The sequence below is a fragment of the Variovorax sp. LARHSF232 genome (genome assembly GCF_052871435.1).
The window spans coordinates 41869-64109 of sequence record NZ_JBIXJS010000008.1 but is presented as its reverse complement, the minus strand read 5'-3'; the positions used below and the strand labels follow the sequence as shown (position 1 = coordinate 64109).

The window sequence follows — 22241 nt, the reverse complement described above, 5'->3', positions numbered from 1 at the left end:
CCTTCTGTCATAGATAGTGCACGAGCGCCGGTACCGCCAGGGCCGTACCCGCCAGCACCAGCAGCAGGCAGACGATGCTGCGCACCACGCGCGGCGACCAGCCGGGCGGATGCCGGCGCATCCACCAGCTCAGGCCGACCACCAGCGGCGTGGCGAGCAGGCTGAGCCCCAGGGCCGGCAAGCCGAACTGGCCGGCAGGCACCACCAGCGCCAGGCGCAGCACGGAACTGGCGCCAAAGATCATCACCAGGGTCTGGCGCACCGCGACCGGATTCATCGGCTGGCGGTAGAGGTGATAGACCAGCGGCGGCCCGGCGGTGGAGAACAGGCCGCTCATCAGCCCCGCGACCACGCCATAGGCGCGAAAGACGGCCGGCGGCGAGCGCTGCGCCAGCGGCTGCGCCTGCAGCATCAGGATGGCGGCGCAGGCGAGGATGGTCAGGCCCAGCAGCAGGCGCAGCAGCATCACCACGTTGCCGCTCAGCCAGCCCAGCAGGAAGACGCCGGCCGCCACGCCGAACACGCTGCCGGTCAGGGTGTCGCGCAGCACCTGCAGGTCGAGCGACTTGCGCGAGCCCTTGAGCACCACGATCGCCTGCACCAGGCTCAGCACGCTGGCCACGTTGGCGGCATCGGCCAGCGGCACCAGCTCCATCAGCCCGACCAAGCCCAGCAGGATCAGCGCAAAGGCAAAACCGGTGAGCGCCTGCGCCCAGGTCGCGAGCGCCACGCACAGGAGGAAGAGGATGCCTTGTGCAAATGTCATGCGCTGCGCCCTTCTTGCAGCGCACGCGTCTCGCTGGTCGATCCGGGGGAGTCGTGCGGCGCGCCATGCGGTCGGCGCGCCACCTTGTTCGTTGTTGTCGGGAAACAGGGGAGCATCGCCCCCGAGGCTAACTGATCGTCGCCTCGAAGCGCCGCATCAGCGCTGCCGTCGACCGGGGCCAGCCGATACGCCCGAACCAGGCGCCGCCGGCAATGGCCGCGGCGATGAACACGCCATACACCAGCAGCGCCAGGCCTTGCGCCACGAACACCTGGACCAGCGCCCCGCCCCAGCGCAGCGCCAGCCAGCCACCCAGGCCCGCCACTGCCAGCCGCGCCAGGTTGCCCAGCACCGGCCACAACAGCCGCCCGGCCCCTTGCGAAGCGAAATACAGCACCAGTCCAATGCCGAAGAATCCGTAGAGCGGGCCGACTACGCGCAGGTACTGCGCGCCCGCTTCGAGCATCGCCGGATCGTTGCCGAAGAGCAGCAGCCACTGATAGGGAAAGAAGGCCGCCGCCAATCCGATGACCTCGGTCACCGCGAAGGCCATGGCAGCGCCGACCCAGGCGGCGTGCAGCGCGCGCTGCTTCTGTCCGGCGCCCATGCAGGTGCCGACCATCGCCAGGAGCGGCGCCCCGAAGCCGAACACCAGCGGCACCAAGAGGTATTCCAGCCGCGCCGCCGTGCCATAGCCCGCAATGGCGCCAGGGCCGAACTGCCCGGCCAGCGCAGTCGCGATGCCGATCGACAGGTTGGTCGCCACCGTGGACACCGTGCCGAACAGGCCGATGCGCAGGATGTCGCGAAGCAGCGGCCACTGCAGGCGCACGCCGGCGATGCGCGGCTTGAGCATGCTGCGCGGCGAACGCAGGTAGAGCCACAGCGCCAGGCTGCCGCCCAGGTAATACAGCAACAGGGCCGCGGCGCCGCCGGCGATGCCCATGGCGGGCACCGGACCCCAGCCGAAGATGAGCAGCGGCGACAGCGGGATCAGCACCACCACGCCCGCCACCGTCACGTTGGCCGGTACCGCCATGTTGCCGGTGCCGCGGATCACCGCGGCCAGCGAGTTGAAGAGCCACACCAGCACGGCGCCCGCAAAGACCCAGTTGGAATAGACCAGCGCGCCGTCCAGCGAAGCGCCGGTGCCGCCCATGGCCGCGTACAGGCGCGGACCGCCGAGCAGCAGTGCGGCGCTGAACACCAGCCCGAAGCCCAGCGCGATCACCAAGGCATGCAGCACCAGCGCATCGGCATCGGCGCGCCGCCCCGCGCCCAGCGCCCGCGCGATGGAAGACGCGATGCCGCCGCCCATGGCGCCGGCCGAGGTCATCTGCATCAGCATCACGACCGGAAAGACCAGCGCCATGGAAGCCAGCGCATCGGCGCCCAGCTTGCCGACGAAGTAGGTTTCGATCAGGCCGACTGCCGCCTGCGCCAGCATCACCAGCACATTGGGAAAGGCCAGGCGCAGCAGCGTGGGCGCAATCGGGCCTTCCAGCAGGAGGCGCGTGCGCGGGTCAAGCACAGCACCGCTCATGCCGCGGCCTTTGCGGCTGCGCGCGGCGGATGCGCCTCGCGAATCGGCAGATTCACCAGCGCCGCGCCGGCGGCCAGCAGGATGTCGATGTACCAGACCCAGTCGTAGCTGCCGGTGGCCTCGAACACGCGCCCGCCCAGCCAGGCGCCGAGGAAGCCGCCGACCTGGTGCGCCAGCATCACGATGCCGAACAGCATGGCCATGTTGGCCGGGCCGAAGAACTTGGCCACCAGGCCCACCGTGGGCGGCACGGTCGACAGGAAGGTCACGCCCATCACCGCGGCAAAGACCAGCATCACCGCAGGCGTCTTGGGCGCGAGCAGAAACACCAGCACCGCGAGCCCGCGCGTGGCGTACAGCAGCGATAGCAGCGACTTCATGCGCCAGCGGCTGACGGCCCACCCCATGCCCAAGCTGCCGACGATGTTGAACAGGCCGATCATGGCCAGCGACCAGGCACCGATCTGCGGGCTCAGGCCGCAAGCCTCCACCACACCCGGCAGGTGCGTGGCCAGAAAGGCCACGTGGAAGCCGCAGACAAAAAAGCCGATGTTCAGCAGGCGGTAGCTGGGGTTGGCCAGCGCCTGCGCCACCGCTTCGCGCGCTGACAGCGGCTTGGCCGCCGACGCCGCGGCCGCCGCTGCAGCCAGATGATTCGAATTGCCCTTGAGCACGAAGACCGCCGGCAGCGCCAGCAGGATGATGGCGCCCAGCCACTGCATGGCATTGGCCCAGCCGGTGGAAGCGATCAGCGCCACCGCGATCGGCGCCATGGCGAACTGGCCGAAGGAGCCGCCTGCGTTCACGATGCCGCTTGCGAGCCCGCGCCGCGCCGGCGGCACCAGGCGCGTGGTGGCGGCCATCAGCACCGAGGGCCCCGCCATGCCGGCACCACCCGCGGCCAGCACGCCGATGGCGAAGATCAGGCCGGCGGTGCTGGTCATCAGCGGCGTGATGATGGTGCCCAGCGCCACCAGCAGCACGCCGATGAAGATCACGCGGCCGGTGCCGATGCGGTCGGCCACCGCGCCGGCGAAGGGTTGTGTCAGGCCCCACCACAGCTGGCCGAAGGCAAAGGCCAGGCTGATGCTGCCGATGCCCAGCCCCGTGGACGTGTTGAGCGAAGACAGGAACAGGCCCATGGTCTGGCGCACGCCCATGGTCAGGGCGAAAGTGCCGGCTGCGGCCAGCAGCACCAGCCACAGGGCCAGTTGCGCCGAAGGCCGCGCCGGCACGGCGGTCGGGGAAACGGCGGCGGCCGCCGCGCTGGATTCAGGAGGCATCGCCTACTCCTTCGAGTTCGGGTTCGTCGGTGCCTTGCAGCAGCGCCAGGCTTTCGTCGATCAGGGCATGCAGCGCCAGCACGCGCTCCACGCCCAGCTGGGCATTGATGGTTTGCTGCGCCACCTTCCAGTGGCGCTGCGCCTCGCGCCGCTTCTCGCGGCCGGCGTCAGTGGCCTGCACCAGCCGGCTGCGCGCGTCGGCGCCGGCGCCCTGCACCAGCCAGCCGGCCGCCACCAGCGGCTGCAGGTTGCGGCTCAGGGTCGAAGGCGTCATCTGCATCACCTGGGCCAGGTCGGCCGGGCGGATGGGGCCCAGGTTCACGGCATGCGACAGCAGCGAATACTGCGTGGTCTTGAGGCCGCACTTGGACATCTCGATGTCGTAGTGCTGGCTCAACCTGCGCATCAGCTGGCGCACCTTGAGGTTGGTGCAGCCCTGGGGCTTCCGTTCAACGGCGGTGTTCATGCGGCAAGATTGTAGCTACAATAATTGCATATGCAACTTACAGGACATCTTTCATGAGCGAGATCAATCAATTGGAAGCATGGCTGGCAGAGGAGCAAGAGGTCGTGCAGCGTCTGGATGCAGGGGTAGGCGTGGGCGTGGCACGGCCCGAACAGGTCGCCGGCTTGACAGGCCTGCAGATGATGGAAGCGATGCTGCGCGGCGAACTGCCCTATCCGCCGATTGCCAAGACATTGTCTTTCCAGCTGCTCGAGGTCAGCCATGGCCGCGCCGTGTTCCAGGGCACGCCGCTGCCGGAACACATGAACCCCATGGGCACCGTCCACGGCGGCTGGTACGCCACCCTGCTCGACTCGGCCCTGGGCTGTGCAGTGCACACCACCATGCCGGCCGGCCGCGGCTACACCACGGCCGAGCTGGGTGTGAACCTGGTCAAGGCCCTCGGGCCGAAGGCGCCGCGCGTTCGCGCCGAAGGCAAGGTGATCCATGTCGGCCGCCAGCTCGCCACGGCCGAAGCGCGGCTCTTCGGGCCGGACGGCACCCTGTACGCCCACGCCACCACCACCTGCCTGGTCTTCGAGTTGAAGCGTCCGGATTCGGCGAGCAAGTAGGCTTTGCCTGCCTGGCGGGAACGCCAAGTGCAGTGATAATGATTCGTATCGGCATTCGTAAGGAATGGCCGATATCCGACATCCTTACCACTGGAACCCGCCATGACCGCACGTCTGTCCCAGCGCCTCTGCACGCTGACCGGCATCGCCGCCGCCTCACTCGTCATTTCGCTCGCCACCTTCGCCCTGCCCGCGCATGCCGCTGCCGACGAAGTCACGCTCTACACCACGCGCGAAGCCGGCCTGATCCAGCCACTTCTGACCGCCTTTACCGCCCAAACCGGCGTCAAGGTCAACACCGTGTTCGTCAAGGACGGCCTGCTCGAGCGCGTCAAGGCAGAAGGCGCCCGCTCGCCGGCCGACGTGCTGATGACGGTGGACATCGGCAACCTGGTCGACCTGGTCGATGGCGGCGTCACCCAGCCGCTGAAGTCGCCGGTGATGGACGCCGCGGTGCCGGCCAACCTGCGCGGCACCGACGGCCAGTGGTATGCCCTGTCGATGCGCGCCCGCGTGCTGTACGCCGACAAGAAGCTGCCGATCAGCAGCTTCCGCTACGAAGACCTGGCCGACCCCAAGTACAAGGGCAAGGTCTGCATCCGCGCCGGCCAGCATCCCTACAACACCGCGCTTGTGGCAGCCATGATCGCGCATGACGGCGCGGCCAAGACCGAGCAGTGGCTGCGCGGCGTCAAAGCCAACCTGGCGCGCAAGGCCACCGGCGGCGACCGCGACGTGGCGCGCGACATCCTGGGCGGCATTTGCGACATCGGCATTGCCAATTCCTACTACGTGGGCCAGATGAAGAACGCCAAGGAAGGCAGCGACGCGCGCAAGTGGGGCGATGCCATCAAGGTGATCCGCCCGACCTTCGCCGGCAAGAACGGCGGCACGCACGTCAACATCAGCGGCGCCGCGCTGGCCAAGAACGCGCCCAACCGCGCCAACGCGGCCAAGCTGATGGAGTTCCTGGTTTCCGATTCGGCCCAGGCCTTCTACGCCGAAACCAACTACGAATACCCGGTGCGCCGCGGCGTGGCACTGGAGCCGGTGATCGGCGAAACCATCGGCGAGCTCAAGGCCGATCCGCTGCCCATCATCGAGATCGCCAAGTACCGCAAGCAAGCCAGCGCATTGATCGACAAGGTCGGTTTCGACCAGTGACCGCAGCGGCGGAACCCGGCGCGAGCGTGCCGCGGCAGCAGCAAAGGGCGTTCGCGCTTGCGCGGCCCTTTGCACGGCGCCCGGCCGGTCCGCGCGCCGTGGGCCCGCTGTGGAAAAGCAGCTCGCTCCTCATCGCCCTGGGCGTGCTGGCTCCGGTGCTGAGCTTGCTCTGGCTGGCGCTGGGCACCGGTCTGGCGCACTGGGCGCATCTGGCGCAGTACGTGCTGCCCCAGGCGGCGCTCAACACCGCCCTCCTCTTGGCCGGCGTGGGTGTGCTGGTGCTGGTGATCGGCACCGGTTGCGCCTGGCTGGTGACCACCTGCAACTTTCCCGGCCGCGGCGTGCTCAACTGGGCGCTGCTGCTGCCGCTGGCGATGCCCACCTACATCGTGGCCTTTGCCTACCTCGACCTTTTGCATCCCATCGGCCCGGTGCAGGGCGCGATCCGCTGGCTGCTGGGCTACGAGAGCCCGCGCGACTTCCGCCTGCCGGACTTGCGCTCGATGCCCGGCGCCATCTTTTTGCTGGGCTTCGTGCTCTACCCCTACGTCTACCTGACGGCCCGCGCCATGTTCATGACGCAGCCGGCGCACCTGATGGAGGCGGCGCGCACCCTCGGTGAGAGCCGCACCGGCGCCTTCTTCCGCGTTGCGCTGCCGCTGGCGCGACCGGCGCTGGCGGTGGGCGTGAGCCTGGCCCTGCTGGAAACGCTCAACGACATCGGTGCCTCCGAGTTCCTGGGTATCCAGACCTTGACGGTGGCGGTCTACACCACCTGGATCACCCGCTCCGACCTGGCCGGCGCGGCGCAGATCGCCTGCGCCATGCTCTTCATCGTGCTGGCCCTGGTGCTGCTGGAGCGCAGCGGCCGACGCCACCAGCGCTTCGGCTCGGCGCAGCGCATGCGCGCCATCCAGCCACGCCGGTTGCGCGGCGGCGCTGCCTGGCTGGCTTGCGCCGCGGCGGCTGCGCCGGTGCTGATCGGCTTCGTCGCCCCAGCCATCTACCTGCTGCACGAAAGCGTGAAGCGGCTCGGCCAGGGCGGCGGCATCTCGCGCGAATTGCTGGCCAGCCTGGGCAACACCCTGGGCCTGGCCACCGGTGTCACCCTGGCGGCGGTGGCGGCGGGCCTGGTGGTGGCGTGGGCCGTTCGTGGCATGGGCTCGACGCCCAATCCGGCGCGCTGGCAGGCCCGCGTGGCCAGCCTGGGCTATGCGGTGCCCGGCACGGTGCTGGCCATCGGCCTCCTGACGCCTGCGCTGGCGCTGGACGCGACCCTGGGCAAGCTGCTGGGGCTGCCCGGACTGCCGCTGATGGGCGCCGGCGTAGTGCTGGTGGCGGCTTGCGCGATCCGCTTCCTGGCCATGCCGCTGGGCGGCATCGAAGCCGGGCTGGCACGCGTCTCGCCGGCGCTGGAGCAAGCCTCGCGACTGCTCGGCGAAACCGGCGCCGGCACCTTGCGCCGGGTGCATCTGCCGCTGCTGCAGCCGGCCATCGCGGCCGGCGCGCTGCTGGTCTTTGTCGACGCCATGAAGGAACTGCCCGCCACCCTGCTGCTGCGGCCGGCCAACTTCGACACCCTGGCCACCTGGCTGTACGCCGAGGCCTCGCGCGGCACTTACGAAGAAGGCGCCATCGCCGCGCTGGCCATCGTGCTGGCCGGCCTGCTGCCGGTGATCCTTCTGGCCCGCAACCGGCTGGGCAACGGGCCCGAGGAATTGAGAGCATGAGTTCAGCATTGCGCCTTGAAGGCGTACGCATCGCCTATGAGGGTGCGCGCGGCCTGCACACGGCCGTCGACAACTTCTCCATGACGCTGGAGGCCGGCCGCATCGGCTGCCTGCTGGGCCCTTCGGGCTGCGGAAAGACCACCGTGCTGCGCGCCATTGCCGGCTTCGAGCCGGTGCGCGCTGGCGCCATCTTCCTGGGCGAGCTGCCGTTGTCCTCGCCAACGACGCATGTGCCGCCGGAGCAGCGCCGCGTCGGCATGATGTTCCAGGAATACGCGCTGTTTCCGCACCTCAATGCCACGCAGAACGTCGGCTTCGGCCTGCGCCGGCTGGCGCGCGAGGAGCGCGATGCGAAGGTCGCCGCCATGCTGGCGCTGGTCGGCCTGCAGGATGCCGGCGAGCGCTACCCGCACGAGCTGTCGGGCGGCCAGCAGCAGCGCATCGCACTGGCCCGCGCGCTGGCGCCGGCACCGGCGCTGCTGCTGCTGGACGAGCCCTTCTCCAACCTCGACAGCGGCACCCGCGAGCGCCTGACGACCGAGGTGCGCGAGATCCTGAAGGCCGCCGGCCAGACGGCCGTGCTGGTCACGCACAACGAGGCCGAGGCGCATGCCATGGCCGATCGCATCGGCGTGATGCACAACGGGCGGCTGGCGCGCTGGAGCGGACAGGCCGAGCGGGCATAGGCTTTTTTAGAAAAGGGCATTGACCCTCGGAACAATCGCGTCTTTCCGAACTGCTCCTCCCAACAACGAAGGAAGTACGCGATGAATCCTCCTGCCCTCACGCTCGTCAGCCACCTGCTTTGCCCCTACGTGCAGCGCGCCGCCATTGCGCTGGCCGAGAAGAACGTTCCTTTCGAACGCGTCGTGATCGATCTGGCGAACAAGCCCGACTGGTTCGTGAAGCTCTCGCCGCTGGGCAAGGTGCCGCTCTTGCGCGTGCCGCGGCCCGATGGCGGCGGCGAGGCCATTCTGTTCGAAAGCAACGTGATCTGCGAGTACATCGAGGAAACGCAAGGCGGCCCGCGCCTGCACCCGCAAGACCCGCTGCAGCGCGCCGAACACCGGGCCTGGATGGAGTTCGGCTCCGCGATCCTCGCGGACCTGTGGGGCTACGAGACGACGCGCGATGTCGGAGTTTTCGAGCAGAAGCGCCAGGCGCTTGCGGCCAAGTTCGAGCGCGTGGAAGCCGCGCTGGCCGGCGGCCCCTTCTTCGCCGGCGAGCGCTTCAGCCTGGTCGACGCGGTCTTTGCGCCGGTGTTTCGCTACTTCGAACTCTTCGACACGCTGCACGACTCGCATGTGTTCGACCGCACGCCCAAGGTGAACGCCTGGCGGCTGGCGCTGCGCGAGCGCTCCAGCGTGCGCAATGCCGTCGTGCCCGATTACCGCAAGCACCTGCGCGCCTTTCTGGAGAAGCACGAGGCGCATCTGCTGACACTGGCCAGCGGCGACTGAACCGACAATCGGTTCATTGCACAACTACCCACGGTTTTGAAGACATGCGCCTCCTCCACACCATGCTGCGCGTCGGCAACCTTCAGCGCTCCATCGACTTCTACACCCAGGTTCTGGGCATGCAGTTGCTGCGCACCTCCGAGAACCCCGAGTACAAGTACAGCCTGGCCTTCGTCGGCTACGAAGGCAATCCGGCCCAGGCCGAGATCGAACTGACCTACAACTGGGGGGTGGAAAGCTACGAGCTCGGCACCGCCTACGGCCACATCGCCCTGGGCGTGCCCGACGCCTATGCAGCCTGCGAGAAGATCAAGGCAGCCGGCGGCAACGTCACGCGCGAAGCCGGTCCGGTCAAAGGCGGCAGCACGGTGATCGCCTTCGTCACGGATCCGGATGGCTACAAGATCGAGTTGATCCAGCGTGCCGAGGGGGCCGCGGGTGGCGGCTTGCGCTGAGGCTCGGACGCCGCTTGTTGAGCGCCGGGGCGCGTCGGCGGGCGGTGTGTGCCGCGGGCCTTCGCTGTGTCGGCTCCCGACACACACCGCCCGCCGACGTGACAAGTTGGGGCTGAACGCTCCCCTCAACGGTCGCGGCAAGCGCGGTCGTTGATCACCCCCGGAGCCCGGCATGCGCTGCCCGCTGGCGGCCGCCTCTGTGGCGCCGAGCAGCGCAGTGGGCCCGGCCCGCACGCGTGCCGAAGGACACGCGTGCTTCAACATCTAGCTTGCGGCAGCTGTTTGAACGGAGCGAGCGAAGCTCGCGCAGTGAGTTCTGCCGCAGGGCCGGGCTCGCGAGCAGCGCAGGGCAGTCGCGAAGCGACCGGCACAGCGAAGGCCGACAGCGGGCAGCGCATGCCGGGCGGACGCCCCAGCAACAACGCGTCAACACGTCAACGCAACAACTCAACAGCCCAGCTGATCCGCCAGCGCGCCAATGTCCCGCGCATGAAAAGTGTTGGCCGGATCCGGCGACACATCCTTCAAGTGATCGGGCCCGAGTTCTTGAGGCCGCTCGATGTACGCCGTGCGCAAGCCGCAACCGCGCGCAGCGGCCAAGTCGTCCTGGTGCGCGGCCACCAGCATCAGCTGGCCGGGCGGCACCGCGAACACGCCGGCGGCGCCAAGGTAGACGCGCGGGTCGGGCTTGTAGGCCTTGAACACCTCGGCCGAGAGAATGCAATCCCAGGGCAGTCCGGCGCGCTTGGCCATCTCGGTCAGCAAACCGATGTTGCCGTTCGACAGCGTACAGATGGTGTATTTGGCCTTCAGACGCGTCAGCCCTTGCACCGCGTCCGGCCAGGCCGGCAGCCGGTGCCAGGCGGTGTTGAGCTCGCGCTTGCCTTCGCGGTCGAGCTTGTCTTCCAGGCCGAAGTCGCGCAGCACTTCGTCCAGGATGTGCAGGTGCAGTTCGTCGACCAGGGTGAAGCCGCCCTCGCCCGCTGCAATGCGCTCCATCACCGCGCGCATCGCCGGCTGGTAGCCGGCGCGCCAGGCCAGGGCGAAGGCGCTGCCGTCCACACCGGGCAGCATGCGCTGCGCTTCCGCGCGGATGCCGCCATGCCAGTCGACCACCGTGCCGAAGATGTCGAAGGCAATGACCTTCAGTTCGATCGCGTCATCTTGCTGCTCCAGCTGCGGCGCCATCGTCGCCTCCTCTTGCCTTGATCAGCGCGGCAGCTGGCTCGCGGCGCGCGCCAGCTCGGTGACCCGCGCCCAGTCGCCCGCTTGCACGGCGTCGTTGGGCACGATCCAGGAGCCGCCCACGCAAGCCACGTTGGCCAGCGCCAGGAATTCGTGCGCGTTGCCCGCATGGATGCCGCCGGTCGGGCAGAAGGTGATGTCGCCAAAAGGCCCTTGCCAGGCCTTGAGCATGGCCACGCCGCCGGCTTGCAGGGCCGGGAAGAATTTCAGTTCGGTGATGCCGTCTTCCTGCGCCATCATGATCTCGCTGCCGGTGGCCACGCCCGGCAGCAGCGGCAGGCCGATGTCGTGGCAAGCCTTGCCCACCGCGCGGGTGTAGCCGGGGCTGACGCCGAAGCGCGCGCCGGCCAGGGCCGCGGCCTGCGCATCGGCGGCGCTGCGGATGGTGCCGGCGCCGGCCACGGCGTCGGGCACTTCCTTGGCGATCAGCTCGATGCATTGCAGCGCCTCGGGCGTGCGCAGGGTCACTTCCAGCATGCGGATGCCGCCGGCCACCAGCGCGCGCGCCAACGGCACGGCATGCGCGACGTCGTTCAGCACGATCACAGGGATCACCGGCGCGTCGCGCATCACGTCGAGTGCGCTCAGTTGTCGTTGTTTGTTGGGCGTTGTGTTCACAGCCATGTGCAGGCTCCTTCTTCGGCAGTCAGTGCATTGCGGCGCATGCCGGCGAACAGTTCGCGGCCCAGGCCGTGGCCGTCGGCCATGCGTTGCTCGTCGGTCATCTGCGCGGCTTCGCGCGCGTCCCATTCGTCTTGCGGAAGCAGCACCTGCAAGGTGCCGTTCACCGAATCCAGGCGGATCAGGTCGCCGTCGCGCACCTTGGCGATGGCGCCGCCGGCCGCGCCCTCGGGCGACAGGTGGATGGCCGCCGGCACCTTGCCGGACGCGCCGCTCATGCGGCCATCGGTCACCAGCGCCACCTTGAAGCCCTTGCCCTGCAGCACCGACAGCGGCGGCGTCAGCTTGTGCAGCTCGGGCATGCCGTTGGCCTGCGGGCCCTGCCAGCGCACCACGCAGACCACGTCGCGATCCAGCTCGCCCGCGGCAAAGGCCTTTTGCAGCGCCGACTGCGAATCGAACACGCGGGCCGGCGCCTCCACCACATGGCGGTCGTCGGGCACCGAAGACACCTTTATCACGCTGCGCCCCAGGTTGCCGGTGAGCAGCTTCAGGCCGCCGGTGGTGCTGAAGGGCTTGGCCGCCGGGCGCGCCACCGCCTCGTTCTTCGAAGGCGCGGCCGGCTGCCACTTCAGCTGGCCGGGGGCGCCGTCGGTCTGCAGGACCGGAATGCCGGCGTATTCGGCGATGCCGCCGGCGCGCACAGTGGCCACGTCGGCGTGCATCAGGCCGGCGCCGACCAGCTCGCCGATCACGAAGCCGGGCCCGCCGGCGCTCTGGAACTCGTTGACGTCGGCACTGCCGTTGGGATAGACGCGCGTCAGCAGCGGCACCACTTCAGACAGCTGGGCGAAATCGTTCCAGTCGATCAGGATGCCGGCGGCGCGCGCCACCGCCACCCAGTGGATCAGGTGATTGGTGGACCCGCCGGTGGCCAGCAGCGCGGACATGGCGTTGACGATGGCCCGCTCGTCCACCATCTCGCCGATCGGCGGCGTGGCGTAGGGCTTGTCGCCGGCACGCCCGAGCACCGTGCGCACCGCCTCGCGCGTGAGCGCCTCGCGCATCGCGTCGCCTGGCTGGATGAAGGCGGTGCCGGGCACATGCAGGCCCATGGCCTCCAGCAGCATCTGGTTGCTGTTGGCGGTGCCGTAGAAGGTGCAGGTGCCTTGCGCATGGTAGGCGCCCATCTCGGCCTCGAGCAGGCCTTGGCGCCCGACCAGGCCCTGCGCCGCCTGCTCGCGCACCTTGGCCTTGGCAGTGTTCGACAGGCCCGAAGGCATCGGCCCGGCCGGCACGAAGACGGTGGGCAGGTGGCCGAAGTGCAGCGCGCCGATCAGGAGGCCCGGCACGATCTTGTCGCACACGCCCAGCAGCAGGGCGGCGTCGAACATGTCGTGCGTCAGCGCCACGGCGGTGCCCATGGCGATCACGTCGCGGCTGAACAGGCTCAGCTCCATGCCCGGCGTGCCCTGGGTCACGCCGTCGCACATGGCGGGCACGCCGCCGGCCACCTGGGCGGTGGCGCCGAGCTGGCGCGCCTCGTTCTTGATGATGTCGGGATAGCCCTGGTAAGGCGCGTGCGCCGACAGCATGTCGTTGTAGGCGGTGACGATGCCGATGTTGGGTGCACGCTCGGCCACGATCTTGAGCTTGTCGTTGGCCGGCACGCCGGCCACTGCGTGCGCCACGTTGGCGCAGCCCATGCGGTCGGAACCGCGGTCGCGCTGGCGCGTCTGGGCCAGGCGCTGCAGGTAGGCCTCGCGCGAGCCGCGGCTGCGCTCGCGGATGCGATCGGTCACGTCGCGTACGGTGGGGTGTGTGCTCATGGGGGTCGTGGGTGTCGCTCTTGTCCCTGGATGCCGCGACGGCGCCGCGGCGCGAAGGAGGTCCATGGTAGCAAGGTCATATGAATAAGCCCGGCATGGCCGGGCTTATCCAACTGGCGCACTGCGGATAGACGCAGATTAGGGCCTGTTAATAGGCCCTAGTCGATCAGCGTGACCTCGACCCGGCGTGCCTGCACATTGCTGCCGCTGCCGGTGGTGGCCTCGGGCTTCTTCAATGCCACCTGGCCGGGCGGCACGCCCAGGCCCAGCAGCACCTCGCGCACGGTCTGGGCACGGCGCTCCGCCAGCTCGGCATTGACCGCCGCGTCGCCGGTGGCGTCGTGAAAGCCCGAGATCTGCGCCTTCTTGCCGGCGCCCACGCCCTGGATCACGGCCGCCAGCGCCTCGGCGGCGCCCGGTGCCAGGTCGGCGCTGCCGGTGGCGAAGTAGAACTTCACCACGCCGCCCTCCACCCGGATGCTGGCGCCCTCGGGCACCACCACGACCACCGATTCGGTGACGACGGCAGCGGCCGGTGCGCCCTGCACGGGTGCGGCCGAGGTGACCGACACGGTGGTCGGAAACGGCCCCTGCGCCGGCCGGGCATCGCCGCCCTTGTGGATCGCCACGCCCACCACCAGCAGGATCACCAGGGCAATGATGCCCACGGCGAGTCCCAGGATGAAGTAGGTCTGGCTGTCGTCTTCGGTGCTGGCTGCCATCGGGCGAACTCCTTGAATGGAAATGGGCCGGTGAATAATGGGGTCGTGAACCATGACCGCGAAATTGTAGGCGCCGGGTTTTTGCAGCACGCCGACCCGGGACCGCCGGGCCTCGACCCCATGCCCCGCCCCCTGCGCGATCCGCAGCCCCTGCTGGACCGGGCCATCCACGAGTGGGGCGGACACGAAGACCTCTGGGTGTTCGGCTACGGTTCGCTGATCTGGCGGCCGGAATTCGACTTCAGTGAACGCCGGTCGGCACATCTGCATGGCTGGCACCGGGCGCTGAAGATGTGGAGCCGGGTCAACCGCGGCACGCCGCAATGCCCAGGCCTGGTGTTCGGGCTGCTCTCGGGCGGCAGTTGCCGCGGCATGGTGTTTCGCATTCCGCAGGCCGACGGCCTGGAGACACTGGGCCGGCTGTGGCTGCGCGAGATGCCGACCGGCGTCTACGACCCGCGCTGGCTCGACTGCGTGACGCCCCATGGCCGCGTGCGGGCCCTGGCCTTCACCCTGTCGCGGCGCAGCCCCAACTTCACCGGTGAGCTGAGCGACGCGCGCTACCGCGAGATCTTCTCCAGTGCCTGCGGCCGCTACGGCACCTCGCTCGACTACGCGCGCCTGACCTTTCACGAGTTGCAGCGCCACGGCATCCACGACGCCGCGTTGGCCCGCCTGGTGCGGCTGGCGGAAGAAGAGATGTCGGCCGGCGCTGATTGCGGCGCCGCACCGGGTGGGCTATACCAGACTTCGCATTCCTCCCCTCCAACCAACAAGCAACAGGAGAATTCATGAACCATCGCCTTGCGGCCCTGTCCCTTCTTCTGGCGACGGCCGGCCTGCTTTCCGCCTGCAGCGGCATGCGCATGGGCCCCGGCAAGCCGGGCGCAACCGCCAGCCTGGTGCCCACCGCGGCGATTTCGCCGAACCCGACGGTCGGCAACGTGAGCTTCACCGCGCTGGACCATGGCGTGCGCGTGGCCGGCGAGGTGCGCGGCCTGCCGCCGAACACCGAGCATGGCTTTCACATTCACGAGAAAGGCGATTGCGGCGACAACGGCAACGCCTCCGGCGGCCACTTCAACCCTGCCGGCGGCCAGCATGGCAAGTTCGGCGCGCCCGGCGCCCATGCCGGCGAACTGCCCAGCCTGGTGGCCGATGCGAATGGCACGGCGCGCTTCAGCGTCGACAACCATGCCATCTCGCTCAACACGGGTGCCGCCAACAACGTGATCGGACGGGCACTTGTCGTGCACCGCGATCGCGACGACTTCACCACGCAGCCGGCCGGCAATTCGGGCCCGCGCGTTGCCTGCGCGGTGATCACGAAGAGCTGAGCGAACTCAAGAGCTGCGCCTGCGCGCGGGCCAGGTCGGCCAGCGTGTCGATGTCGGCGAGGATGCCGGCATCGTCCACATCCAGCTCGACCACGGCGCCGACCTCGCGCAGCGCGCGCAGCACCGGCGCCGCGCCGAGCGGCCCCGACAGGGCAGTCAGCGCCGCCGCATTCTTTGCGCCAAAGCCGACCGGATGGCCGCGCTGCCCTTGGTAGACAGGCTGCGCGGCACGCGCCCCTTCTGCCAGCGCCTGCGCCACTGCTCGCAAGGTGGCCGGCTTCACCAGCGGCAGATCGGCCGGCAGGATCAGCCAGCCCGCCGCATTGGCGGTGGCGCGCACCCCGGCCGCAATGGAGTCGCCCATGCCGGCATGACCGGTGTCTTCCAGGTGCCACGGCAGGCCGCTGGCGCGCACCGCTTCCAGCGTGTGCTCCAGCACCGGCTTGCCAAGCAGCAGCGCCTTGAGCTTGGAGCCGCTGCCGCCGGACGCCACGAAACGCTCGCCGCGCCCGGAGGCCAGCACGATCACCGTCGCTTCGATCTGGGTTGCCATGCGACGCAGTATGGCGCGCCTTGCAAGACAATGAGGCCATGACCCTTTCCAATGAATCATTGGCAGCGCTTCGCAAGAGCTACGAGCGCGCAGAGCTCGACGAGGCGCGCAGCGAGCCCGATCCCCTGCGCCAGTTCGAGCGCTGGATGAACGAAGCCATCGAGGCACAGCTGCCCGAACCGAATGCCATGACCCTGGCCACCGTCGGCCCCGACCTGCGCCCGTCGACGCGCATCGTGCTGATCAAGGGCTACGACGAGCGCGGCATCGTCTGGTACACCAATTTCCAGAGCCGCAAGGGCCGCGAGCTGGCCGGCAACCCCTACGCGGCGCTGCAGTTCCACTGGGTCGAACTGGAGCGCGTGGTGCGCATCGAAGGCCGGGTCGAGCAGGTCGAGGCAGCGCTGAGCGACGCCTACTTCGCCAGCCGCCCGCTCGACTCGCGCATCGGCGCCTGGGCCAGCCCGCAAAGCCAGGTCATCAGCGGGCGCGACGTGCTGGTGAAGAACGCGGCCGCCGCGGCCGCCCGGCACCTGCTGTCGCCGCCGCGCCCGCCGCACTGGGGCGGCTTCCGCCTGCTGCCCGAGAGCTGGGAGTTCTGGCAAGGCCGCAAGAGCCGCCTGCACGACCGGCTGCGCTACCGGCGTGAAGACGGGCAGTGGATTCGCGAGCGGCTCGCGCCCTGAAGCACTAGGACAGCTTGCCGGTGCGAAAGAAATCGTTGAGCACCTGCCCGGATGCCGCGTCGGCAAACGCCGTGTCGAAGCGGCCGTCCTGCGCGATGGCGCGGGCAGCCTTGGTGAAGCCACCCCAGGCCGAGCGGGCCAGCGCTCCGCCCACGCTGATGCGCCGCACGCCCAGTGCGGCAACCTGCTGCACCGACAGCGGGCTGGACCAGCCGATCAGCAGGTTGACCGGCTTGGGCGCCACTGCCGCCACCACTGCCGCGATCTGCTCGGGCGTGCGCAGGCCCGGCGCATAGAGGCAGTCGGCGCCAGCGTCGGCATAGGCCTTCAGGCGCGCCACGGTGTCGGCCATGTCGTCGACACCCCAGAGCAGGTTTTCCGCCCGCCCGATCAGCAGCACGTCCCCGCCGGCCGCATCGATGGCACGGCGCGCGGCGCGAATGCGCGCAATGGCGGCATCGACGTCGCGGATGGGCTGGCTTGCATCGCCGCTTGCGTCCTCGATCGACAGCCCCGCCACGCCGGTTTCGATGGCCAGGCGCACGTTCTCGACCACGCCCTGGGCATCGGATGCATAGCCGCTCTCGAAATCGGCGTTGATCGGCAGATCCGTGGCGGCGACCAGCATGCGCAGGTGCTCCAGCACCTCATCGAGCGAGCCGGCGCCATCGGGCTTGCCGCAGGACCAGGCATAGCCCGAGCTGGTGGTGGCCAGCGCCTTGAAGCCCAGGCCCTGCAGGTAGCGCGCGCTGCCCACGTCCCAGGGGTTGGGAATGACAAAGCAGCCGGACGCATGCAGTGCCTTGAATGCCTGCCGGCGCGCGGCAATGCTGGACGACGAAACAGGACTCATCGAATCAACCTCGAGAGGTGCGTACGAAAGACGCGGGGCGCCTTTGTAGCACTCAACCGAGGTACTTGCTTCGCAGGTAATCGAGGTAGGCACGCGACTCGCGCGAGACGTAGGGCGAGACCAGGTTCAGCGTGACGAAGGCGGCGAAGCCGGGGTCGGCCTGCGTCAATGCCTCGCGCCCGGGCAGCAGGCGCTCGAAGCTGAGCCAGCAGGTGGTGGCAAAGACCATCTGCACCGCCAGCATCTGCGCATCCTGCGGGCGCGCATCGAGCACGCCGGCGGCCACCAGCGACTCGCACAGCGATCGCGCCGCCAGCACGTTGCGCGCCGTCAGGGCCTGCGCGCGCTGGCCCAGTTGCGGGTACTCGGCAGCCAGGTAGGCCATGTCGCGATAGACGAAGCGATAGGCGTCGATGGCCTCGAAGCGCAGGTGCAGCGCCAGCCACAGGTCGTCCACCGCCTTCACCGTGCCGGAGGAGGCGTTGAGCAGGTCCAGCCGGTCTTCGAAGCGGCGAAACAGCCGCTCGACGATCAGTTCCTTGGCCTTGTAGTGGTAGTGCAGATTGCCCGAGCTGATCTCCAGCTCGGCGGCGATGCGGTGCGTGGAAACGGCGGCCAGGCCCTGCGCATTGAACAGCTGCAGGCTGGTGGCCAGGATGCGATCGCGTGTATGGGAGCCGGTGGCCACGAAACGTGCGGTCTTGCTCGCGGCGGGATTCAGCGCTTGCGGCGCGCCGTGGGCGCTGCCTTGGGCGGGGATGGCGGGGATGTCTGAAGCGCTTCGAGCTGCGCGCGCAAGCGCTTCACTTCTTCCTGCAAAGCCTTGAATTCTTCGGCACTCGGTAGGCCCAGGTGCTGCAAGGACGTGGCGACGCGCTGGTCGAACACATCCTCGAACTTGCGGATACCGAAAGGATCGAGCGCCTTCAGGCCGCGCGGCAGCACACCCTTGGGGTCGGCCTTGCCGGGCTTGCCGGGCTTGCCGGACGTAATGCCCAGCAGGCTGTCGATCACGTTGTTCTGGCGCATGACGACGTCGTCCCGCACGCTGCCCAGCGCCTTCAGGCCCGCATGCAGAAGGCTCTTGGCGCTGGCGGGCGTTGGCATTGGCGCCGGGTTTGGCGCTGCGGCCGGGGCCTTGGCAGCCGCCTTCTTGCGGGGAACGGGCGGCTTCTTCACGGTCTTCCCAGCCTTGTCAGATACGTTCTGGCGACTCGCCATGCGCTTGTCTCCGGCCATCAGAAAAAGTCAGGAGTATGCGGCCGCCCGCCGCTTGCGGACTCAGGCTGCCTTGCGCGCGGTGCGGCGGCGGGCCGGCTTGGCTTCGGCTTCGACACCTTCGGCTTCTGCGACTTCTTCGCCCTGCTGTGCACCGGCCACGCGGGTTTCGATCTTCTTGGCGCCGGCGGCGACCTTGTCGGCGATCTTCACCGAGATCTTGGCCACGGGCGCCTGGATGTCGCTGATCTTGTTCAGCACGGTGGTGCCCAGGGGCGACTCGACGCGCTCGGCCAGCTTGGCCACGGATTCGATGCCGCTGGTGGTGGTGGTGGCAACGCGGTCCATCAGGTTGACGACGCGGCTGGTGTCGATGTCCAGGCGCTTGGCCAGGAAGCCGTGGGCCTTCTCCTGCGTGTCGATCAGGCGGGCCTTGATGCCTTCGGTCACCAGGGGGAGGCTTCGGCCTTCCAGGAAGCCGGCGTAGCGCGTGCCGGCGCTGGCCAGCAGGCGGTGCATGCCGGTACGGTAGGCGCTCACCAGGGTCTTGGCAGCGTCGTTGTACTGGCCGACGATGTGAACGGCGGCGGTGGAGATGTCTTGGGTGGTCATGCGAAGTCCTTGAATTGCGGTGGGTGGATGGGCTCCATCATCGCCAGCGGGCCTAGGCATGAAAAGCTAGTTCGGTTGGAAAGTTAGGGCAGTTGCCCCAGGCCTTCCATTCAATACAACTTTGCCGCCAGCGCCATCACGACGGTCACCGTGACGAGCCCCAGCGCCGTGGAAACCGCCACGCTGGCCGTCACCAGTTCTTCCGAGGTGCGGTAGCGCTGCGAGAACAGGAACACATTGGCCCCCATCGGCAGCGCGGCCGCCACCACCATCACCGCCAGCGGCAGCCCGCGCACGCCCAGCAGCCAGGCGATGGCGGCCACCAGCACCGGGTGCAGCAGGTTCTTCACCAGCGCCTGGGTCAGGGCGCCGCGCCAATGGCTGCCGATCGGCGTCGAAGCCAGGGTGATGCCCACCATCACCAGGGCCACCGGCCCGAAGGCCTGGCCCAGAAGGGCCAGCGGCTTGTCGACCCAGGCCGGCATCGCGAGACCGGTCTGCGCAAACAAGAGGCCGGCAATGATCGGGATCGGCACCGGATGAATGATGGCGTTGCGCACGGCCCGCAGCACGGTCCTGGCCATCGAGTGGCGCGCGCCGCTGCTGCTGCGCGCCTGCTCGTGCGCCACCGCCAGTTCCAGCACCACGGTGGCGCTGGTCAGAAGCACCACCGAATGCAGCGAGATCAGTGTGAGCAGCACCACCATGCCCTCGGCCCCATAGGCCAGGCCGATCAGCGGAATGCCGATCATCACGCTGTTGCTGTAGGTGTTGGCCAGCGCCAGCACCGCGGCCTGGCGGTTGAAGCCGCGCAAGGCCATGGTGAGGCAAAACAGCAGGCCCGACCCGATGAAGTAGGCCGACACTGCCTTGAAGCGCAGCTGCCCCACGTCCACCGTGCTCATGGCGCGAAACAGCAGGGCCGGCGCCAACAGCAGGAAGATGAGATTGGACAGGTCCTTCACCGAGCCGGGCTGGATCCAGCGGCGCCGGCCGGCGAGATAACCAGCCGCGATCAGGAGAACAACGGGCAGCAGCGCACCGGCAACAGAATCGTTCAACACCACGGGGCACTCGTCAGCTCTTCTCGAGTTGTTCGGGGGCGGACGGTGTCATGGGCGCGGGCTCCTGATGGCAGTGTTGCAAAAGCGTGGGGCGCCATTGTGGCGGCTTGACGCTGCGCACGCCCCTGACTACATTAATAACCCGCCAGTCATTAACCTATGCCCTCCTCCGGATTCTTCAGCAACAAGCTCCGCGCCGTGCGCGCGCCCAAGCGCGAGCGGCGCAAGGAAGCGCGCCCCGGTGAGCTGCTGGATGCCGCACTGGACCTGTTCGTCGAAAAAGGCTTTGCCGCCACCCGCTCGGAAGAGGTGGCGGCGCGCGCCGGCGTCTCCAAGGGCACGCTCTTTCTCTACTTTCCCAGCAAGGAAGAGCTGTTCAAGGCGGTGATCAGCGAGAACCTGTCGGGCCGCTTTGCGCAGTGGAACGCGCAGTTCGAAGCCTTCGAGGGCAGCACGCCCGACATGCTGCGCTACTGCATGCGCATCTGGTGGGAGAGCGTGGGCTCGACCAAGGTGTCGGGCATCACCAAGCTGATGCTCAGCGAAGGCCGCAATTTCCCCGAGCTGGCCGAGTTCTACCAGCAGGAGTTCGTGCTGCCGGCACACGAGTTGCTTCGCCGCATCCTGCGCCGCGGCGTGGAGCGCGGCGAGTTCGCCCCGATCGACATCGACCTGGCCATCTACACCGTGCTCGCCCCCATGGTCTTTCTCATGCTCACGCAACACTCCGCCTGCTTCGGCGCCAAGGGCAATGAAGCGCCCGATCCCGAAAAGTACCTCGCGCTGCAGATCGAGACGCTGCTGAACGGCCTTTGCGCACAGCCGCCGGCGGCCGGGCGGGCACTGCCATGAAGCGCTGGATTTCCTGGACGATCGCCGTGGTGGCGATCGCGCTGGTGGCGGGCGGCGCACTGCGCGCCGTCAAGGCACGCAAGGTGGCTCAAGGCCTGGCGGCAAGCGCCCCGGCCGAAAGCACCGTCACCCTGCTTCCCGCCGACGTGCTGCGCGCCACCACCCGCGAGATCGCGCAGACCCTGCCGGTTTCCGGCACCTTGCGCGCCGTCGAATCCGCGGTGGTCAAGGCCAGGGTGGCGGGCGAACTCGCCGGCCTCACGGTGCGCGAAGGCGATACGGTGAAGGCGGGCCAGCTCATCGCCCGCATCGAATCCATCGAGTATGCGCAGCGCGTGCGCCAGGCGCAGGAGCAGGCCGACTCGGCCGCCGCCCAGGCCGAGGTGGCGCAGCGCAGCTACGACAACAACAAGGCGCTGGTGGACCAGGGCTTCATCTCGCGCACCGCGCTCGACACCTCGCTGTCCAACCTCAACGCAGGCCGGGCCACGCACCGCGCCGCCCTGGCCGGCGTCGAGGTGGCGCGCAAGGCGCTCAACGACACCGTGGTGCGCAGCCCCATCGACGGCCAGGTGGCGGCGCGCCTGGCTCAGCCCGGCGAGCGGGTGGCGGTCGATGCCAAGCTGATCGAGGTGGTGGACCTGCGCCGCATCGAGCTGGAAGCCACCATCTCGGCCGCCGATTCGGTGGCGGTGCGGGTCGGCCAGCGGGCCAGCCTGCAAGTGGAGAGCAATGGCGGCCTGGAGGCGGGCAAGGGCGAGCGCAGAGTCGACGCCACGGTGGCCCGCATCAACCCCAGTGCGCAGGCCGGCAGCCGCAGCGTGCTGGTCTACCTGGCGCTGGACCGCAGCGACGGCTTCCGCCAGGGCCTGTTCGCCCAGGGCCGGCTCGAGATCGGCCGCGCAAAGGAACTCGCGCTGCCCCTGGCCGCCGTGCGTGTCGACAAGCCCGAGCCTTACGTGCAACTGGTGGTCGACGGCCGCGTCGCGCACAAGGGCGTGCAAACCGGCTGGCGCGGCCAGGTCGACGGCCAGACCTTCGTCACCGTGAGCGGCATCCAGGAAGGCGCCGTGGTGCTGGCCGGCACGGTCGGCACCATGCGCGACGGCACGGCCGTGCGCCTGGCATCCGCCAGCGCTGCGCGCCCGGCGCCCTGAACCCGCGCGAACGG

25 protein-coding genes are annotated in these 22241 nt (G+C 68.9%); 11 read left to right on the top strand and 14 right to left on the bottom strand.

Annotation, left to right across the window (positions count from 1 at the left end; translation table 11 throughout):
* Window positions 1-7: 7 nt before the first annotated feature.
* The 4 genes from ACIPRI_RS19490 to ACIPRI_RS19475 all read right to left on the bottom strand — a co-directional run bounded on the left by ACIPRI_RS19490 (window position 8) and on the right by ACIPRI_RS19475 (window position 4058).
* Window positions 8-766, bottom strand: a complete 759-nt coding sequence (locus ACIPRI_RS19490) for a sulfite exporter TauE/SafE family protein (RefSeq protein WP_446623128.1) — start codon at window positions 764-766, stop codon at window positions 8-10.
* 127 nt (window positions 767-893) lie between these two features.
* A complete protein-coding gene (locus tag ACIPRI_RS19485) occupies window positions 894-2309 on the bottom strand; it encodes an MATE family efflux transporter (protein ID WP_446623127.1) in 1416 nt (471 codons plus the stop codon).
* Complete coding sequence (locus ACIPRI_RS19480) at window positions 2306-3592, bottom strand: MFS transporter (protein WP_446623126.1); 1287 nt, start codon at window positions 3590-3592, stop codon at window positions 2306-2308. Before ACIPRI_RS19480 ends, ACIPRI_RS19485 begins: the two co-directional genes overlap by 4 nt.
* Window positions 3582-4058: a MarR family winged helix-turn-helix transcriptional regulator gene (locus tag ACIPRI_RS19475; protein WP_446623125.1), complete on the bottom strand. Its 477-nt coding sequence runs from the start codon at window positions 4056-4058 to the stop codon at window positions 3582-3584. The genes ACIPRI_RS19480 and ACIPRI_RS19475 overlap by 11 nt, the downstream gene beginning before the upstream one ends.
* Before the next feature lie 53 nt (window positions 4059-4111).
* Between ACIPRI_RS19475 and ACIPRI_RS19470 the strand changes: the two genes are divergently transcribed.
* The 6 genes from ACIPRI_RS19470 to gloA all read left to right on the top strand — a co-directional run bounded on the left by ACIPRI_RS19470 (window position 4112) and on the right by gloA (window position 9478).
* The gene (locus tag ACIPRI_RS19470; RefSeq protein WP_446623124.1) at window positions 4112-4669 is read left to right on the top strand and encodes a PaaI family thioesterase; all 558 of its coding nucleotides are present in this window, start codon (window positions 4112-4114) and stop codon (window positions 4667-4669) included.
* Between the two features lie 102 nt (window positions 4670-4771).
* Complete coding sequence (locus ACIPRI_RS19465) at window positions 4772-5833, top strand: Fe(3+) ABC transporter substrate-binding protein (RefSeq protein WP_446623123.1); 1062 nt, start codon at window positions 4772-4774, stop codon at window positions 5831-5833.
* Window positions 5834-5931: 98 nt separating this feature from the next.
* A complete protein-coding gene (locus ACIPRI_RS19460) occupies window positions 5932-7563 on the top strand; it encodes an ABC transporter permease (RefSeq protein WP_446623330.1) in 1632 nt (543 codons plus the stop codon).
* Window positions 7560-8249: an ABC transporter ATP-binding protein gene (locus ACIPRI_RS19455; RefSeq protein ID WP_446623122.1), complete on the top strand. Its 690-nt coding sequence runs from the start codon at window positions 7560-7562 to the stop codon at window positions 8247-8249. Before ACIPRI_RS19460 ends, ACIPRI_RS19455 begins: the two co-directional genes overlap by 4 nt.
* A gap of 81 nt (window positions 8250-8330) precedes the next feature.
* Entirely contained in the window at window positions 8331-9023 is a 693-nt protein-coding gene (locus tag ACIPRI_RS19450) for a glutathione S-transferase family protein (RefSeq protein ID WP_446623121.1), read from the top strand.
* Window positions 9024-9067: 44 nt separating this feature from the next.
* Complete coding sequence (gene gloA / locus ACIPRI_RS19445) at window positions 9068-9478, top strand: lactoylglutathione lyase (protein ID WP_446623120.1); 411 nt, start codon at window positions 9068-9070, stop codon at window positions 9476-9478.
* Window positions 9479-9925: 447 nt separating this feature from the next.
* Here gloA and ACIPRI_RS19440 read toward each other — a convergent pair whose 3' ends face one another.
* From ACIPRI_RS19440 to ACIPRI_RS19425, 4 genes are all read right to left on the bottom strand, one after another.
* Window positions 9926-10666, bottom strand: a complete 741-nt coding sequence (locus ACIPRI_RS19440) for a haloacid dehalogenase type II (RefSeq protein WP_446623119.1) — start codon at window positions 10664-10666, stop codon at window positions 9926-9928.
* A 21-nt stretch (window positions 10667-10687) separates the two neighbouring features.
* Entirely contained in the window at window positions 10688-11347 is a 660-nt protein-coding gene (eda, locus tag ACIPRI_RS19435) for a bifunctional 4-hydroxy-2-oxoglutarate aldolase/2-dehydro-3-deoxy-phosphogluconate aldolase (RefSeq protein ID WP_446623118.1), read from the bottom strand.
* Window positions 11338-13173, bottom strand: a complete 1836-nt coding sequence (gene edd, locus ACIPRI_RS19430; RefSeq protein WP_446623117.1) for a phosphogluconate dehydratase — start codon at window positions 13171-13173, stop codon at window positions 11338-11340. The genes eda and edd overlap by 10 nt, the downstream gene beginning before the upstream one ends.
* 158 nt (window positions 13174-13331) lie before the next feature.
* Window positions 13332-13895 carry an OmpA family protein gene (locus tag ACIPRI_RS19425; protein ID WP_446623116.1) on the bottom strand — a complete coding sequence of 188 codons (564 nt, stop codon included), beginning with the start codon at window positions 13893-13895 and terminating at the stop codon, window positions 13332-13334.
* 120 nt (window positions 13896-14015) lie between these two features.
* Here ACIPRI_RS19425 and ACIPRI_RS19420 point away from each other — a divergent pair, with 120 nt between their 5' ends.
* Window positions 14016-14690 (top strand): gamma-glutamylcyclotransferase, encoded by a 675-nt coding sequence (locus ACIPRI_RS19420; protein ID WP_446623115.1) that lies wholly within the window; start codon window positions 14016-14018, stop codon window positions 14688-14690.
* Window positions 14687-15232 (top strand): superoxide dismutase family protein, encoded by a 546-nt coding sequence (locus ACIPRI_RS19415; protein WP_446623114.1) that lies wholly within the window; start codon window positions 14687-14689, stop codon window positions 15230-15232. Before ACIPRI_RS19420 ends, ACIPRI_RS19415 begins: the two co-directional genes overlap by 4 nt.
* On the opposite strand, the gene ACIPRI_RS19410 is transcribed toward ACIPRI_RS19415, so the two are convergent.
* Window positions 15219-15785, bottom strand: a complete 567-nt coding sequence (locus ACIPRI_RS19410) for a nucleotidyltransferase family protein (RefSeq protein ID WP_446623113.1) — start codon at window positions 15783-15785, stop codon at window positions 15219-15221. The two genes, ACIPRI_RS19415 and ACIPRI_RS19410, sit on opposite strands and share 14 nt — an antisense overlap.
* A gap of 38 nt (window positions 15786-15823) precedes the next feature.
* Between ACIPRI_RS19410 and pdxH the strand changes: the two genes are divergently transcribed.
* On the top strand, window positions 15824-16471 hold the full coding sequence (gene pdxH / locus ACIPRI_RS19405; protein ID WP_446623112.1) for a pyridoxamine 5'-phosphate oxidase: 648 nt from the start codon (window positions 15824-15826) through the stop codon (window positions 16469-16471).
* Window positions 16472-16475: 4 nt separating this feature from the next.
* Here pdxH and ACIPRI_RS19400 read toward each other — a convergent pair whose 3' ends face one another.
* The 5 genes from ACIPRI_RS19400 to ACIPRI_RS19380 form a co-directional block, all read right to left on the bottom strand.
* A complete protein-coding gene (locus ACIPRI_RS19400) occupies window positions 16476-17324 on the bottom strand; it encodes an isocitrate lyase/PEP mutase family protein (protein ID WP_446623111.1) in 849 nt (282 codons plus the stop codon).
* Window positions 17325-17376: 52 nt separating this feature from the next.
* Window positions 17377-18012: a TetR/AcrR family transcriptional regulator gene (locus ACIPRI_RS19395; RefSeq protein WP_446623110.1), complete on the bottom strand. Its 636-nt coding sequence runs from the start codon at window positions 18010-18012 to the stop codon at window positions 17377-17379.
* Window positions 18013-18041: 29 nt separating this feature from the next.
* A complete protein-coding gene (locus tag ACIPRI_RS19390) occupies window positions 18042-18503 on the bottom strand; it encodes a phasin family protein (protein WP_446623109.1) in 462 nt (153 codons plus the stop codon).
* Between the two features lie 102 nt (window positions 18504-18605).
* Complete coding sequence (locus ACIPRI_RS19385; RefSeq protein WP_446623108.1) at window positions 18606-19154, bottom strand: hypothetical protein; 549 nt, start codon at window positions 19152-19154, stop codon at window positions 18606-18608.
* Window positions 19155-19264: 110 nt separating this feature from the next.
* Window positions 19265-20215 (bottom strand): AEC family transporter, encoded by a 951-nt coding sequence (locus ACIPRI_RS19380; RefSeq protein WP_446623329.1) that lies wholly within the window; start codon window positions 20213-20215, stop codon window positions 19265-19267.
* A 162-nt stretch (window positions 20216-20377) separates the two neighbouring features.
* Here ACIPRI_RS19380 and ACIPRI_RS19375 point away from each other — a divergent pair, with 162 nt between their 5' ends.
* Window positions 20378-21070 carry a TetR/AcrR family transcriptional regulator gene (locus ACIPRI_RS19375; RefSeq protein WP_446623107.1) on the top strand — a complete coding sequence of 231 codons (693 nt, stop codon included), beginning with the start codon at window positions 20378-20380 and terminating at the stop codon, window positions 21068-21070.
* Complete coding sequence (locus tag ACIPRI_RS19370) at window positions 21067-22227, top strand: efflux RND transporter periplasmic adaptor subunit (protein ID WP_446623106.1); 1161 nt, start codon at window positions 21067-21069, stop codon at window positions 22225-22227. Before ACIPRI_RS19375 ends, ACIPRI_RS19370 begins: the two co-directional genes overlap by 4 nt.
* The last annotated feature ends 14 nt before the right edge of the window (window positions 22228-22241 follow it).

Coding starts and splice junctions, on each gene's coding strand:
- ACIPRI_RS19490 (WP_446623128.1), bottom strand. CDS start 766: ATGACATTTGCACAAGGCATCCTCTTCCTCCTGTGCGTGGCGCTCGCG.
- ACIPRI_RS19485 (WP_446623127.1), bottom strand. CDS start 2,309: ATGAGCGGTGCTGTGCTTGACCCGCGCACGCGCCTCCTGCTGGAAGGC.
- ACIPRI_RS19480 (WP_446623126.1), bottom strand. CDS start 3,592: ATGCCTCCTGAATCCAGCGCGGCGGCCGCCGCCGTTTCCCCGACCGCC.
- ACIPRI_RS19475 (WP_446623125.1), bottom strand. CDS start 4,058: ATGAACACCGCCGTTGAACGGAAGCCCCAGGGCTGCACCAACCTCAAG.
- ACIPRI_RS19470 (WP_446623124.1), top strand. CDS start 4,112: ATGAGCGAGATCAATCAATTGGAAGCATGGCTGGCAGAGGAGCAAGAG.
- ACIPRI_RS19465 (WP_446623123.1), top strand. CDS start 4,772: ATGACCGCACGTCTGTCCCAGCGCCTCTGCACGCTGACCGGCATCGCC.
- ACIPRI_RS19455 (WP_446623122.1), top strand. CDS start 7,560: ATGAGTTCAGCATTGCGCCTTGAAGGCGTACGCATCGCCTATGAGGGT.
- ACIPRI_RS19450 (WP_446623121.1), top strand. CDS start 8,331: ATGAATCCTCCTGCCCTCACGCTCGTCAGCCACCTGCTTTGCCCCTAC.
- gloA (WP_446623120.1), top strand. CDS start 9,068: ATGCGCCTCCTCCACACCATGCTGCGCGTCGGCAACCTTCAGCGCTCC.
- ACIPRI_RS19440 (WP_446623119.1), bottom strand. CDS start 10,666: ATGGCGCCGCAGCTGGAGCAGCAAGATGACGCGATCGAACTGAAGGTC.
- eda (WP_446623118.1), bottom strand. CDS start 11,347: ATGGCTGTGAACACAACGCCCAACAAACAACGACAACTGAGCGCACTC.
- edd (WP_446623117.1), bottom strand. CDS start 13,173: ATGAGCACACACCCCACCGTACGCGACGTGACCGATCGCATCCGCGAG.
- ACIPRI_RS19425 (WP_446623116.1), bottom strand. CDS start 13,895: ATGGCAGCCAGCACCGAAGACGACAGCCAGACCTACTTCATCCTGGGA.
- ACIPRI_RS19420 (WP_446623115.1), top strand. CDS start 14,016: ATGCCCCGCCCCCTGCGCGATCCGCAGCCCCTGCTGGACCGGGCCATC.
- ACIPRI_RS19415 (WP_446623114.1), top strand. CDS start 14,687: ATGAACCATCGCCTTGCGGCCCTGTCCCTTCTTCTGGCGACGGCCGGC.
- ACIPRI_RS19410 (WP_446623113.1), bottom strand. CDS start 15,785: ATGGCAACCCAGATCGAAGCGACGGTGATCGTGCTGGCCTCCGGGCGC.
- pdxH (WP_446623112.1), top strand. CDS start 15,824: ATGACCCTTTCCAATGAATCATTGGCAGCGCTTCGCAAGAGCTACGAG.
- ACIPRI_RS19400 (WP_446623111.1), bottom strand. CDS start 17,324: ATGAGTCCTGTTTCGTCGTCCAGCATTGCCGCGCGCCGGCAGGCATTC.
- ACIPRI_RS19385 (WP_446623108.1), bottom strand. CDS start 19,154: ATGACCACCCAAGACATCTCCACCGCCGCCGTTCACATCGTCGGCCAG.
- ACIPRI_RS19375 (WP_446623107.1), top strand. CDS start 20,378: ATGCCCTCCTCCGGATTCTTCAGCAACAAGCTCCGCGCCGTGCGCGCG.
- ACIPRI_RS19370 (WP_446623106.1), top strand. CDS start 21,067: ATGAAGCGCTGGATTTCCTGGACGATCGCCGTGGTGGCGATCGCGCTG.